The sequence below is a fragment of the Rhodococcus sp. 5A-K4 genome, from assembly GCF_046097995.1.
Lineage (GTDB): Bacteria > Actinomycetota > Actinomycetes > Mycobacteriales > Mycobacteriaceae > Rhodococcus_F > Rhodococcus_F erythropolis.
In genome coordinates this window covers 126,302-138,715 of sequence record NZ_JBJURM010000015.1, presented here as the reverse complement: position 1 = coordinate 138,715, position 12,414 = coordinate 126,302, and the positions used below count along the sequence as shown (strand labels likewise).

The window sequence follows — 12,414 nt, the reverse complement described above, 5'->3', positions numbered from 1 at the left end:
TCAGGAACCCATGTCACCGTTCGCCAAGATCAACTCGACCAGGTCGCCGTTGTTGTACTCGGCGATCGCCGCTCTTCTCCTGACGGTTCTCGTGGGTGGCGTTCTGGCCGTCGTCCGGCACAAGACCATCACCCTCGACGTCGACGGTGAGCAGATTCACCTGAGCACCATGTCGACCAACGTCGACGGCGCTCTCGAGGACGCGGGTTACCCGATCGGTGACAAGGACGCGGTTGCTCCGGCGGCCGACGCGTCGCTGTCCGACGGCGACACCGTGGTGCTCCGTCGTGCTCGTGAGATCACGCTGACGGTCGACGGTCAGCCGCAGAAGCTCTGGACCACCGCCTTGACCGTCGACGACGCGCTCAAGCAGTTGGATGTCTCAGCGGATGTGCACGTGTCGGCGTCGCGCTCGCAGCGTCTCCCGCTCGACGGCGCCGCGCTCGACGTCTTGACACCGGTCGTCGCAAAACTGGTCGACGGCGCAAATGCGGCGGCCGACGTGCGTATCGCGGCACCGACGGTGGGCGAGTTCCTTACGGCCAACGGCACTCCGCTCGAGCAGTCGGACACGGTGGTTCCCGCCGCCGACGCTCCGCTGACCGAGGGCCTCGAGGTCACGGTGACGCGCAACCGCACCGAGAACAAAGTCGAGACCTTGCCGCTCGATCCGCCGGATCAGCGCATCGAGGATCCGACGATGAACCAGAGTCGCACGATCGTCGAGAATCCGGGCGTTCCCGGCGTGCGTGACGTGACGTTCGCCGTGAATCTCGTCAACGGTGTCGAGGCCGGACGTACACAGGTATCGGAGACGATCACCACACCGGCGCAGCCGAAGGTCGTGCGCGTGGGAACGAAGCCGGGCACCGAGGTGCCGCCCGTGGAGAACGGTTCGACGTGGGACGCGCTCGCACAGTGCGAGGCCACCGGCAACTGGGCTATCAACACCGGCAACGGTTTCTACGGCGGCGTGCAGTTCGACCAGAACACGTGGGAACGGCAGGGCGGGTTGAAGTATGCGCCTCGCGCCGACCTCGCAACCCGTGAAGAGCAGATCGCGATCGCGACGCAAACGCAGCGCACTCAGGGCTGGGGCGCATGGCCGTCGTGCTCGGGTCGCCTCGGACTGGGATAAGTTCTACTGGTGTCAGACGCCGAACAATCGAACGAACCCATCGCTACTCCGCGCGGGCAGGCAGCCCTGCTCGGTCCGGTCGAGGTGCGCGCTCTTGCCGAGGAATTCGGTGTCCGGCCCACGAAACAGTTGGGGCAGAACTTCGTTCACGACGCCAATACCGTGCGACGCATCGTCACCACGGCAGGCGTCACTCGTGACGATGTCGTTCTCGAGGTGGGGCCGGGTCTCGGTTCGCTGACGATGGCGCTGATGGACGTCGTCGATCGTGTGATCGCGGTCGAGATCGATCCCAACCTTGCGGCTCGCCTTCCCAAGACGGTCGCCGAGCGAGCGCCGGAGTTGGCCGATCGACTGACCGTCGTCGAAGCGGACGCGATGCGTGTGCTGCCTTCACAGATTCCAGGCGAGCCGACCGCGCTTGTCGCGAACCTCCCGTACAACGTCGCGGTGCCGGTGCTGTTGCATCTGTTCGCATCGCTCCCGAGTCTGCGGACCGCACTCGTGATGGTGCAAGCCGAGGTTGCCGATCGCCTGGCGGCTGATCCGGGAAGCAAGATCTACGGCGTTCCCAGCGTCAAGGCCAACTTCTTCGGCGAGGTTCGCCGCGCCGGTGCCGTCGGACGCAACGTGTTCTGGCCGGTGCCGAAGGTGGAATCAGGTCTGGTTCGTATCGACCGGTACGCGGAGCCGCCGTGGCCGATGGACGAGAAACACCGCAAGCAGGTCTTTGCTGCCATCGACGCCGCATTCGCGCAGCGCCGCAAAACTTTGCGTGCCGCGCTCAGCGGGTGGGCAGGTTCGCCTGCCGAGGCCGAGCGACGGCTCCTCGCTGCCGGCATCGAGCCACAGACGCGTGGCGAGATGCTCGACGCAGCAGCCTTCGTTCGGCTGGCTGGAGGCGAATAGCCCCGTGCGCGGTTAAGGAGTGCAGGGACTCCCTAACCGCGCACAGGGGCTTGCCCCCTTACTTGAACCGCCGCAACCTCAGGCTGTTGCTCACCACGAACACACTGCTGAATGCCATTGCGGCACCAGCGAGCATCGGGTTGAGCAGGCCGGCCGCAGCCAGCGGGATCGCAGCCGTGTTGTAGGCGAATGCCCAGAACAGGTTGCCCTTGATGGTCTTGAGCGTCTTGCGAGACAGTCGAATTGCATCGGCTGCCGACCGCAGGTCACCTCGAACCAGGGTGATGTCGCTGGCCTCGATCGCAACGTCGGTACCCGTGCCCATCGCCAGACCGAGATCGGCCTGAGCCAGGGCCGCCGCGTCGTTCACGCCGTCGCCGACCATGGCTACGACGCGTCCTTCCGCCTGCAGCTTCTTGACGGCGTCGACCTTGTCCGCCGGCATGACCTCGGCGAAGACGGTGCTGATCCCGACCTGATCCGCCACGGTGCGGGCAACGGTGGCGTTGTCACCGGTCAGCAGAACCGGTTCGAGGCCGAGTGCCTTCAACTGCGCGATTGCTTCGGCGCTCGTGTCCTTGACCGCGTCGGCGATCACGAGGACGCCGTGCGCCTTGCCGTCCCAGCCCACCGCGATTGCGGTGCGCCCGGCCTTCTCTGCTTCAGCTTTCGCGTCACGGAGATTTTCCGGCAACGGCATCGACCAGTCGGCGAGCAGCGCGTCTCGGCCGGCGACAACGGCATGACCGTCGACCATTCCCTGCACGCCGCGACCGGCGACGTTCACGAAATCCTCGACCGCAGGCAATTCGCCCACTGCGTCGGTCGCACCCTTCGCGATCGCTGCGGCGATGGGGTGCTCGGAGCGATGTTCGAGGGCGCCGGCCAGCCGAAGCACCTCGTCGACGGTTGTTCCTTCGCCCACGACGGTGTCCAGCAATGTCATCTGACCGGTGGTGACGGTCCCCGTCTTGTCGAGCACGACGGTGTCGACTGCGCGCGTCGATTCGAGCACCTCGGGTCCCTTGATGAGGATTCCCATCTGGGCTCCGCGGCCCGTGCCCACCAACAGAGCTGTGGGCGTTGCCAATCCGAGAGCACACGGGCACGCGATGATCAGGACGGCGACCGCAGCGGTGAATGCCATCTCGATGGGGTTGCCGGTACCGAGCCAGTAGCCCAGTGTCGCAACGGCAATCGCGATGACGACCGGTACGAAGATGCCGGCGATTCGATCGGCGAGGCGCTGAACTTCGGCCTTGCCGTTCTGGGCGTCTTCGACCAGTGCCGCCATCTGGGCGAGTTGGGTGTCGCTCCCGACTCGGGTGGCCTCGACGGTCAAGGTTCCACCGACATTGACGGTGGCCCCGACGACGGTGTCTCCGACACCGACCTCCTCCGGGACGGATTCGCCGGTCAACATGCTCATGTCGACGGCTGAGCGGCCTTCGGTGATGATGCCGTCGGTGGCGATTTTCTCGCCGGGCCGAACGATGAAGGAGTCGCCCGCTGCCAGTTCTTCGGCGGGGATTCGTACTTCGACGCCGTTTCGCAGTACCGCGACGTCTTTTGCACCGAGTTCCATGAGCGCGCGTAGTGCGGCGCCGGACGTGCGCTTGGACTTGTGCTCGAAGTAGCGTCCGGCGAGCACGAACGTGATGACGCCCGCGGCAACCTCGAGGTAGATGTTGGCGCTGCCGTCCATCCGGTCGACCGTCAGTCTGAACGCGTGTTTCATTCCCGCTTCGCCCGCGGTGCCGAAGAACAGTGCGTAGAGCGACCAGACGAACGCTGCGATGGTGCCCAGAGAGATGAGCGTGTCCATCGTTGCGGCGCCGTGACGCAGGTTGACCCAGGCAGCCCGGTGGAAGGGAAGGGCTGCCCACACGATGACCGGTGCGGCCAGCGTGAGGGAGAGCCACTGCCAGTTGTCGAACTGCAACGCAGGAATCATCGCCATCGCGATGACCGGCACGGAGAGCAGAGTCGAGATGATCAGGCGGGTACGAAGCTCGCGCAGATCACGATCCTGCGGGGTTTCCGCATCCGGGTCGACGGTGTCTGGCGCGCTGGGCGGTTTCGGGAGCGCGGCAGCGTAACCGGCATTCTCGACGGCGGTGACCAAATCTTCGACGGGTACCCCGTCCGGGAAGGTGACCTTGGCTTTTTCCGTCGCGTAGTTGACCGTGGCTGTGACGCCGTCGATCTTGTTGAGCTTCTTCTCGATTCGTGACGCGCAGGAGGCGCAGGTCATTCCGGTGATCGCGAGTTCGACGCTGCTCGAGTTGGCAGCATTGTCGACCGCAGTCGATGACGTCATCAGTGCCCTCCCTCGTGATTGTCTGGAACTGAAGCTGCGGAAGTGCCTGCATCAACAGTGAATTCGGCGGTGCGAACCACGCCCTCGTGCTGGAAGTCGAGGAACAGTCGGTATGTGCCTTCGCTCGGCGCCTGTGCGTGGAAGGAAACGTCAGGACCGGGAGAAGTGACGCCGTCGCCCGGTTCACCCTCGGGGTGAACGTGCAGGTAGGCGAGGTCGCCGGTGCGAAGCGCAACAAGATGACCGTAGGCACCGAGGTACGGATCGAGATCGGTGACCGGGGCTCCGTCGCGAGCAACGCTCAGCGTGATCGGGCCGCCGGCAGTGGTCAGATCACCGTCGAGAGTCACGGTGTATCCGTCGACGGTTGCGGTCGCGCTCTTCGCGGGCAGCGGCGCAGGAGTGAATTCGCCTGCCACGTCGAAGTTTCGGCCGAGTGTCAGTTGGGTGCCGTCGGTGGGATCGAAGTCCGCGAAGACTCGGTAGGTGCCGGCGACGGGCCAGGTCCAGTCGATCGACCAGGTGCCGTCTGCGGCGAGAGAAGGATGTACGTGGCGGAATTCGCTGGTGTCGTTTCGGACGACGATGAGGTGGAGCTTCTTCTCGTGCAGGAGGTCGAAATCGACGACGGGCTTGTTGGTGCTGTCGAGAATCCGGAAGGTCAAGGTTCCCGGCTCCCCAGCTCGACCGGGTGCGGTCACGTCGGTGAGTGTGTATCCGCCGGAAGAGACTTCGAGCCCTGCGGGTGTCGCCGAATCCATGCCTGGCATCGATTCAGCGGTTGATTCGTGAGTGCTGTGCTGGGTAGTGGACATGTCTATCGGGCTTCCGATTGCGGCCCCCACGCCGAGGGCGGCGCCGAAGACGGCGACCAACCCTACGGCGTAGGTGGCAAGTGTTGTCGAGGTGCGCACGGCTGACTCAGCTTGGTACGACTGCGTAGCCGGCTTCGTCGACTGCTGCGACGACGTCGGCTGCGGAGACGGGGGCATCGCTGGTGACAACGACGCGTCCGCTCGCCAATTCGACATCCACCGCGGTTACGCCCGCGATGTTGCCGATCTCTTCCTTGACGGATCCGACGCAGTGTCCGCAGGTCATTCCGGAAACGGTGTATTCGGCGGTGGTCATCGCAGATCCCTTCGCTTGTGTAAAACTCATTTTACGGATACCCGGTGTAGGTATCTCCCTGGGACTGAAGGTACCCCCAGGGGGTATGCCTGTCAACGGGTTGGGCAGTGACGAAGGCCTCAGGGAAGACAACAGGGCGGATGTGTGGTCTACTTGTGTTGGTCGTAAGTGTTTGTGTTTGTGTTTCCACGCTCGCAAATGGTTAGGTTGCGAGCGTTTGGACATCCTCCACGGATTTGTCTCAGAACGGTCGTAGTAAGTGACCCGGGCGGTCGAAGCGACTGCCTGTTGACACTGTGTTAGAGGAGATTTACATGGCAGAGGGCATCGTGAAGTGGTTCAACTCCGAGAAGGGGTTCGGCTTCATCGCTCCCGAAGACGGCAGTGCTGACGTCTTCGTTCACTACTCCGAGATCCAGAGTGGCGGCTTCCGCACTCTCGAGGAGAACCAGCGCGTGGCGTTCGAGATCGGTCAGGGCAACAAGGGCCCGCAGGCCACCGGCGTTACCATCGTCTAAGACGTCCATGTGAGTCGGGCAACCGACGCATGACGTACTGACAAGACCCCAACTCTTCGGAGTTGGGGTCTTGTTGCATTTTGGGTGAAAAGTGCTCTCACGCATCGAGATAACGCTGAGCGGCCACTGCGGTTTCTGCTGCGATCGCGCGGCATTCCTCGCGGAGTTCGGGTGGATTCACAACGGTGAAATCGACGTCGAAAGCCCTGAGCCACATTGCGATCGACCGTAGGGAAGTGCCCGAAAGCACTATGACGCAACGCCCTTCGTCGGTGGACTCCACTGATCCCCACTGCTCATTGACCATTGGTGCTATCTGCTCGATGGGTGCATGCAGTAGAACTGTTGCGCGCGTGGAGGAATAAGCCCGGGCGACGCCGCGCGAAACGAAGTCTGCCGCGCCACCGGCCGGTAGTTCCCGCGGCGTGAACCGCGGACCGGTGGGAATCTTGGGTTCCATCCGGTCGACGCGGAACGACCGCCAGTCTTCGCGAGATAGATCCCAAGCCACCAGATACCACCGAACACCCGACCGTACGAGCCTGCTCGGTTCCACCTCGCGTCGGCTCTGGGTGCCGTCGTGAGTGCGGTAGTCGAATCTCAAACGCTCGTGGTTGTGGCATACGGACGCGATGGCGGACAGTACCGACGCATCGACTGCGCTCGCGGCGGGCTCGCGTGGCACGACGTCGATCGACAGCGACTCCAGACGGTGTCGCAGCCTCGACGGCATGATCTGCCGCAGCTTCGCCAGCGCGCGCATCGAAGCCTCGCCGATGCCGACCACAGAGCCGGTCGCTCCGGACTGCAAAGAGAGCGCCACCGCGAGCACTTCTTCGTCATCGAGCTGTAGCGGGGGCATCTCCGCGCCCGCTCCCAGGCGATATCCACCGCCGACGCCGACCGTCGCGTCGACCGGGTAGCCGAGATCGCGGAGGCGGTCCACGTCACGTCTGACTGTGCGCGGGGTGATCGCGAGCTTGTCTGCGAGTTCGGCACCGGACCAGTCTCGACGTGTCTGGAGCAGTGACAGCAACCGCAGTAGGCGAGCCGATGTCTCCTTCATGGCAAGAAGTCTGCCAAACATTTAGGACCCAATGCGTCCTCAATTGAATTTAGGTTGGTCCTCATCCGACCAGTCGAGAAGAAATTGGGGCACATCATGAGTCGCATCAACAACGGCAGACCGATGATCGAGACGGAGGCGCTCACCAAGCACTTCGCCCAGGGCAAGAAACTCGTGGAAGCAGTCAAGGGAGTCACTCTCGACGTAGCGGAGGGCGAGTTGGTTGCCTTGCTTGGGCCGAACGGTGCCGGAAAATCGACGACGTTGCGCATGCTGACCACCTTGCTCGAGCCCACTTCCGGTACTGCGCGGATCGCAGGATTCGACATCGCTGGGGCACGAAACGAGGTGCGCTCGAGCCTCGGATACGTCGGACAGGGGAACGGAGCCGGCCACAACCAGCGGGTTCGCGACGAGTTGGTGACGCAGGGGTTGTGCTACGGAATGCCCAAGGGTGAGTCGCAGGTCCGGGCCGACGAATTGCTGCGTGATCTCGAACTCACCGAGTTGGGTACTCGAAAGGTCAGTACGCTGTCCGGCGGGCAGCGACGGCGGCTCGATATCGCTCTGGGCCTGGTCCATCGCCCACCGCTCCTGTTCCTCGACGAGCCGACCACGGGCATGGACCCGCAGAGTCGGGCCAACCTCTGGGACCACATCCTGCGGTTGCGGCGAGAGATGGGCACGACGATCGTGCTGACCACGCACTACCTCGAAGAAGCGGATTCGATGGCAGAGCGGGTCATCGTCATCGACGAAGGCACTGTCATCGCGGACAACACCGCTGCCGCACTCAAAGCGGATCTCGCGGGGGATCATCTTCTGCTCACCTTCGACAGTGCCGAAGCGGCCGCCATCGCGGCGTCGGTGGCCGAGCAACTTGTCACTGTGCGTGACGTCACGGTCGAGGCAAGCTCGGTGAGTATCCGTGCCGGCGAGGGTGATTCGACGCTTCCGGTATTGCTGCGTGAAGCCGATACCCGCGGCGCCCGCGCAGTCACTGCCGACATCACCAGGCCGACTCTCGACGACGTTTTCCTCACTCTCACCGGCCGCAGCCTGCGCGAGAGCGCCGCCGCGGTTGCTTCCTAGAACTACGACGAAGAACTACGACGAACAGGAATCCGCCATGACAATCACACTCGATACCCCACGTAGCGCGCACGGCAACATTGTTCGAGACAGCGCGATCGTGATGGGCCGTGAACTGCGACCGATGTTGCGTGACCCGGTCAGCGTCATCTTCAGCCTCATCCAGCCGCTGATCCTGTTGGCCCTGTTCGGGCCTCTGCTCAAAGGGGTCCCGGGTACCGGTGACGGCGTGTGGAATTGGTTCATCCCCGGTGTATTGGTGATGATCGCGATCTTCGGCACGACGATGACCGGTTCCAACCTTCTGATGGAGATGCAGCAGGGATCCCACGAGCGAATGTTGGTGACTCCGCTCAGACGCTCTTCGTTGTTGATCGGGAGGGCATGCAAGGAGATGGTTCCGCTTGCGGCGCAGGCGATTCTGATCATCCTTGTTGCGCTACCGCTCGGATTGGACGTCAATGCAGCGGGCGCCGCGCTCGGAATCGTCCTGCTGGGAGTGTTCGGCGTCGGACTCGGTGCGCTCTCGTACGCTCTCGCTCTGGCTGTGCGGGAGCAGGATTGGATGTTCTGGGTCGTTCAGCAGACGCTGATGTTCCCGCTCCTGATCCTGTCGGGAACCATGCTTCCACTCGATGACGCACCAGGTTGGATGAAGGTCCTCGTGAACATCAATCCGCTGGGCTACGTCGTAGATGCCGAGCGGGCTCTCTTTGCCGGTGACTTCGCGTCGGGCAGCGTTCTGGCAGGAATCTTCGCTGCCGTCAGCGTGGCTGTGGTCGGCCTGGGGATAGGCGTGCGCGCGGTGAAATAGCGTGGGTGTGCTTGCTGTCGGATGGGATGCGGCGGTCGCAGGTTTTCGCCCAGGTGTTCGCAGCGCCTATTGTTGTTCCTTGTGCTCTCCGTCGTTCCTCGCCCCGTAGTTGTCCGGGCCCCGTCCAAGGTGAATCTCCACCTTGCCGTCGGGGACCTGCGAGACGACGGCTATCACGAACTGACGACCGTTTTTCAGGCATTGTCGCTGGCAGACACCGTCACGGTGGCGCCTGCGGACACCTTGACCGTGCGGGTGATCGGCGACGACGCCGCGGCCGTACCGACCGATCGCACCAATCTCGTGTGGCGTGCCGCCGAGATGCTGGCGGCCGAGGGTGGCGTGGCCCCGAATGTCGAGATCGTCATCGAGAAGGGCATTCCCGTCGCAGGCGGTATGGCCGGCGGGAGCGCCGACGCGGCAGCCGCGTTGGTTGCGCTCAATTCGTTGTGGAAACTCGACTTCTCGCGGCCTGATCTCGACGCCTTCGCGGCACGTCTCGGGAGTGACGTTCCGTTCTCGCTGCACGGTGGCACTGCCCTCGGGACCGGTCGCGGTGAACAACTTGTCCCCGTCTTGACGCGCCGCACCTTTCACTGGGTGTTGGCGCTGGCCAAGGGAGGCTTGAGCACGCCGGTTGTCTTCCGGGAACTCGACAAGCTTCGCGCCGAAGGCACACCGAATCGATTGGGTACCGCTGACGAGTTGATTCACGCGCTCACCACCGGTGACCCTCATGTGCTCGCCCCGCTGCTCGGAAACGATCTGCAGGCGGCAGCACTCTCACTCAACCCGGATCTACGACGGACGCTGCGAGCGGGTGTCGAAGCCGGAGCTTTGGCCGGCATCGTCTCCGGCTCCGGACCGACGTGCGCCTTTCTCTGCGCCGACGCACAGTCCGCGGTGGAAGTGAGCGCAGAACTTGCGGGAGCGGGGGTGTGCCGCACCGTTCGCGTGGCGAGCGGACCCGTTCCCGGAGCACGAATACTCGACAATGCGGCAAAGGGACAGCACTGATGGCGAATCTGATCAATCTGGAAAACGTGTCGAAGTCTTTCGGCGTCAAGCCGTTGCTCGACGGGGTCTCCCTGGGCGTGGAGGAAGGCGAGCGCATCGGTGTCGTCGGCCTCAACGGCGGCGGCAAGACGACCATGCTCGAAGTCCTCGCGGGTGTGGAGCAGCCGGATTCGGGACGCGTTAGCCGCGTCGGCGGATTGCGCATGGCCGTCGTGACGCAGCGCGGTGTGTTGCCTCCCGGCTCCACGGTCGGTGAAGTGGTCCTGGGGCCGCTCGGAGTGGCTCAGCACGAGTGGGCCGGCGACGCGCGCATTCGTTCGGTGCTCTCGGGTATCGGCATCGACAACTTGGGCGCCGGCGGCGAGCGGTCCGCATTGGACGCCAAGGTCGACGGCTTGTCCGGCGGTGAGCGTCGCCGCGTGGCTCTCGCTGCGGCTCTGGTTCAGGACCTCGATCTGCTGGTGCTCGACGAGCCGACCAACCACCTAGACGTCGAAGGTGTTCAGTGGTTGGCCGAGCACCTCGTCTCGCGTCGCAGCGCGCTTGTCGTCGTGACCCACGATCGCTGGTTCCTCGACACCGTCGCCACCCGCACCTGGGAGGTTGTCGGTGGCGGCGTCGAAAGCTACGAGGGTGGCTACAACGACTGGGTGTTCGCCCGCGCCGAGCGTTCGCGTCAGGCCGACGCTTCCGAAGAGCGTCGACGCAACCTTGCGCGCAAGGAACTCGCATGGCTGCGCCGCGGTGCGCCGGCCCGTACATCGAAGCCGAAGTACCGCATCGAGGCCGCGGAGGCCTTGATCGCTGACGTTCCGGCACCTCGTGACGCGGTGGCACTTGCGTCCTTCGCCCAGCGTCGACTCGGCAAGGTTGTCATCGAACTCGAAGACGCGCGTCTGGAGACCCCGGACGGCCGCGTACTCGTCGAGGATCTGACCTGGCGTCTCGCTCCGGGTGAGCGTGTAGGCCTGGTCGGCGTCAACGGCTCGGGCAAGACGACTCTCCTGCGGACACTGGCCGGTGAACTCGAGCCGGCAGCAGGCAAGCGCATTCAGGGGCAGACCGTCCACATCGGTTGGCTCAAGCAGGAACTCGACGATCTGCCGACCGACATGCGTGTACTCGACGCGGTCAAGGATGTAGCCGAGCGAATCACGCTGGGGGACAAGGAAGTATCAGCCGGTCAGCTGGCTGAGCGGCTGGGCTTCACACCGGCGCGTCAGCGCACCCCCGTCGGCGATCTGTCCGGTGGTGAGCGCCGCCGTCTGCAGTTGACGCGTGTCCTCATGGCCGAGCCCAACGTTCTGCTTCTCGACGAGCCCACCAACGATCTCGACATCGACACGCTTCAGCAACTCGAAGATCTGCTCGACGGCTGGGCGGGCACCATGGTGGTCATCTCGCACGACCGGTACCTGATCGAGCGCATCTGTGACACCACCTGGGCTCTCTTCGGTGATCGCAAGCTCACCAACCTGCCGGGTGGTATCGAGGACTACCTGCGTCGACGCGCAGCGATGGGGGATGGCGACAACCCGTCGGTGGCCTCGACGGCGAGTGGTGCGTCGAAGAGCAAGCAGGTCCGCGACGGTGCCGCGGATCGCGCTGCACGCAAGGAACTTTCGAAGCTCGAGCGGTCCATTGCGAAGTTCGACGACCGCGAGAAGAAGCTGCACGCTTCCCTCGCCGACGCAGCCACCGACCCGGACAAGCTGCAGAAGCTCGGGGCTGAACTCAAGCAGGTCATCGCGGACAAGGAAGCCGCCGAGGAGCAGTGGATGGAGCTGTTCGCCGAGCTGGACGGCTAGGGGAATTTCGCTCCGAACTTCTTGAAGATTCGCTCTGGATCCACACTCTCCGGTGCTTGCTCGCGTAGCAGTGCGTCCAGAACGATCCCGTCCAGTGCTGCGACCAACTCCGTTGCATCGGACGATGTCATGCCGCGTTCGACCAAGATGTCGACAAACCGATCCCGACCACGCACCAGTTCCACTGCGAGGTCGGGATCGTGGAATGACGCGATGATCAGTTCGTAACGCGCCCGGGTGCGGCCGGATTCAGGCCCCAGCCACCGGGCCACTTGTTGCTTCGGCGTCTCGCCTGGGCGAGGAAGATCACCGTCCAGAAGGTGTCGCACCACCTCGACTATCAGTCCACGTTGATTTGCGAAGTAGTGCCGTGCGCTGCCGTGTGGCACGCCTGCCTCGTCTTCGACGCCTCTCATCGACCAGGCTCGAAACCCAACCCGGCCCAGCAGGTCGAGCCCGGCGTCCAGAAGTGCTTCTCGCGTCGATTTCTCCACGCAGAGAAGATACCGTGATACGTTCTTCTCCGCGTGGAGAAGTTCTTGAACTGGGTTGAACTCACTTGGGGGTGAAGCATGGTCGTCTTTTTCGACATCCTGCTCGT

Annotated in this window: 12 protein-coding genes; 7 read left to right on the top strand and 5 right to left on the bottom strand. The window is 63.8% G+C overall.

The window, feature by feature from the left end:
- Positions 1 to 10: 10 nt before the first annotated feature.
- Together ACKAMS_RS20175 and rsmA are read left to right on the top strand one after the other, a co-directional pair.
- Positions 11 to 1,138, top strand: a complete 1,128-nt coding sequence (locus ACKAMS_RS20175) for a transglycosylase family protein (protein WP_020908607.1) — start codon at positions 11 to 13, stop codon at positions 1,136 to 1,138.
- Positions 1,139 to 1,147: 9 nt separating this feature from the next.
- Positions 1,148 to 2,047 carry a 16S rRNA (adenine(1518)-N(6)/adenine(1519)-N(6))-dimethyltransferase RsmA gene (rsmA, locus tag ACKAMS_RS20170; protein ID WP_003946263.1) on the top strand — a complete coding sequence of 300 codons (900 nt, stop codon included), beginning with the start codon at positions 1,148 to 1,150 and terminating at the stop codon, positions 2,045 to 2,047.
- A gap of 58 nt (positions 2,048 to 2,105) precedes the next feature.
- Here the strand turns inward: rsmA and ACKAMS_RS20165 are convergent, their stop codons facing one another.
- Genes ACKAMS_RS20165 through ACKAMS_RS20155 form a run of 3 tightly spaced genes read right to left on the bottom strand, consistent with a single transcriptional unit; the run spans position 2,106 to position 5,498 of the window.
- Positions 2,106 to 4,367, bottom strand: a complete 2,262-nt coding sequence (locus tag ACKAMS_RS20165) for a heavy metal translocating P-type ATPase (RefSeq protein ID WP_408989439.1) — start codon at positions 4,365 to 4,367, stop codon at positions 2,106 to 2,108.
- A complete protein-coding gene (locus ACKAMS_RS20160; protein WP_020908605.1) occupies positions 4,367 to 5,281 on the bottom strand; it encodes a hypothetical protein in 915 nt (304 codons plus the stop codon). Before ACKAMS_RS20160 ends, ACKAMS_RS20165 begins: the two co-directional genes overlap by 1 nt.
- A gap of 7 nt (positions 5,282 to 5,288) precedes the next feature.
- On the bottom strand, positions 5,289 to 5,498 hold the full coding sequence (locus ACKAMS_RS20155) for a heavy-metal-associated domain-containing protein (RefSeq protein ID WP_003946267.1): 210 nt from the start codon (positions 5,496 to 5,498) through the stop codon (positions 5,289 to 5,291).
- Between the two features lie 314 nt (positions 5,499 to 5,812).
- Between ACKAMS_RS20155 and ACKAMS_RS20150 the strand changes: the two genes are divergently transcribed.
- Positions 5,813 to 6,016, top strand: a complete 204-nt coding sequence (locus tag ACKAMS_RS20150) for a cold-shock protein (protein WP_003946232.1) — start codon at positions 5,813 to 5,815, stop codon at positions 6,014 to 6,016.
- A gap of 97 nt (positions 6,017 to 6,113) precedes the next feature.
- Here ACKAMS_RS20150 and ACKAMS_RS20145 read toward each other — a convergent pair whose 3' ends face one another.
- The gene (locus tag ACKAMS_RS20145) at positions 6,114 to 7,082 is read right to left on the bottom strand and encodes a helix-turn-helix transcriptional regulator (RefSeq protein WP_408989438.1); all 969 of its coding nucleotides are present in this window, start codon (positions 7,080 to 7,082) and stop codon (positions 6,114 to 6,116) included.
- A 96-nt stretch (positions 7,083 to 7,178) separates the two neighbouring features.
- On the opposite strand from ACKAMS_RS20145, the gene ACKAMS_RS20140 reads away from it, so the two are divergent.
- The 4 genes from ACKAMS_RS20140 to ACKAMS_RS20125 all read left to right on the top strand — a co-directional run bounded on the left by ACKAMS_RS20140 (position 7,179) and on the right by ACKAMS_RS20125 (position 11,813).
- Positions 7,179 to 8,174 carry an ABC transporter ATP-binding protein gene (locus ACKAMS_RS20140; RefSeq protein WP_408989437.1) on the top strand — a complete coding sequence of 332 codons (996 nt, stop codon included), beginning with the start codon at positions 7,179 to 7,181 and terminating at the stop codon, positions 8,172 to 8,174.
- Positions 8,175 to 8,211: 37 nt separating this feature from the next.
- The gene (locus ACKAMS_RS20135; RefSeq protein WP_019744694.1) at positions 8,212 to 8,988 is read left to right on the top strand and encodes an ABC transporter permease; all 777 of its coding nucleotides are present in this window, start codon (positions 8,212 to 8,214) and stop codon (positions 8,986 to 8,988) included.
- An 81-nt stretch (positions 8,989 to 9,069) separates the two neighbouring features.
- A complete protein-coding gene (locus tag ACKAMS_RS20130; RefSeq protein ID WP_024487798.1) occupies positions 9,070 to 10,005 on the top strand; it encodes a 4-(cytidine 5'-diphospho)-2-C-methyl-D-erythritol kinase in 936 nt (311 codons plus the stop codon).
- Positions 10,005 to 11,813 carry an ABC-F family ATP-binding cassette domain-containing protein gene (locus ACKAMS_RS20125; RefSeq protein WP_003946255.1) on the top strand — a complete coding sequence of 603 codons (1,809 nt, stop codon included), beginning with the start codon at positions 10,005 to 10,007 and terminating at the stop codon, positions 11,811 to 11,813. The genes ACKAMS_RS20130 and ACKAMS_RS20125 overlap by 1 nt, the downstream gene beginning before the upstream one ends.
- Here ACKAMS_RS20125 and ACKAMS_RS20120 read toward each other — a convergent pair.
- Positions 11,810 to 12,307, bottom strand: a complete 498-nt coding sequence (locus ACKAMS_RS20120) for a TetR/AcrR family transcriptional regulator (protein WP_019744692.1) — start codon at positions 12,305 to 12,307, stop codon at positions 11,810 to 11,812. The genes ACKAMS_RS20125 and ACKAMS_RS20120 overlap by 4 nt on opposite strands.
- Positions 12,308 to 12,414 lie beyond the last annotated feature (107 nt).

Excerpts from the sequence above, each read along its gene's own strand:
- ACKAMS_RS20145 (WP_408989438.1), bottom strand. The coding sequence starts at position 7,082 with ATGAAGGAGACATCGGCTCGCCTACTGCGGTTGCTGTCACTGCTCCAG.
- ACKAMS_RS20140 (WP_408989437.1), top strand. The coding sequence starts at position 7,179 with ATGAGTCGCATCAACAACGGCAGACCGATGATCGAGACGGAGGCGCTC.
- ACKAMS_RS20150 (WP_003946232.1), top strand. The coding sequence starts at position 5,813 with ATGGCAGAGGGCATCGTGAAGTGGTTCAACTCCGAGAAGGGGTTCGGC.
- ACKAMS_RS20175 (WP_020908607.1), top strand. The coding sequence starts at position 11 with ATGTCACCGTTCGCCAAGATCAACTCGACCAGGTCGCCGTTGTTGTAC.
- ACKAMS_RS20165 (WP_408989439.1), bottom strand. The coding sequence starts at position 4,367 with ATGACGTCATCGACTGCGGTCGACAATGCTGCCAACTCGAGCAGCGTC.
- ACKAMS_RS20135 (WP_019744694.1), top strand. The coding sequence starts at position 8,212 with ATGACAATCACACTCGATACCCCACGTAGCGCGCACGGCAACATTGTT.
- ACKAMS_RS20125 (WP_003946255.1), top strand. The coding sequence starts at position 10,005 with ATGGCGAATCTGATCAATCTGGAAAACGTGTCGAAGTCTTTCGGCGTC.
- ACKAMS_RS20155 (WP_003946267.1), bottom strand. The coding sequence starts at position 5,498 with ATGACCACCGCCGAATACACCGTTTCCGGAATGACCTGCGGACACTGC.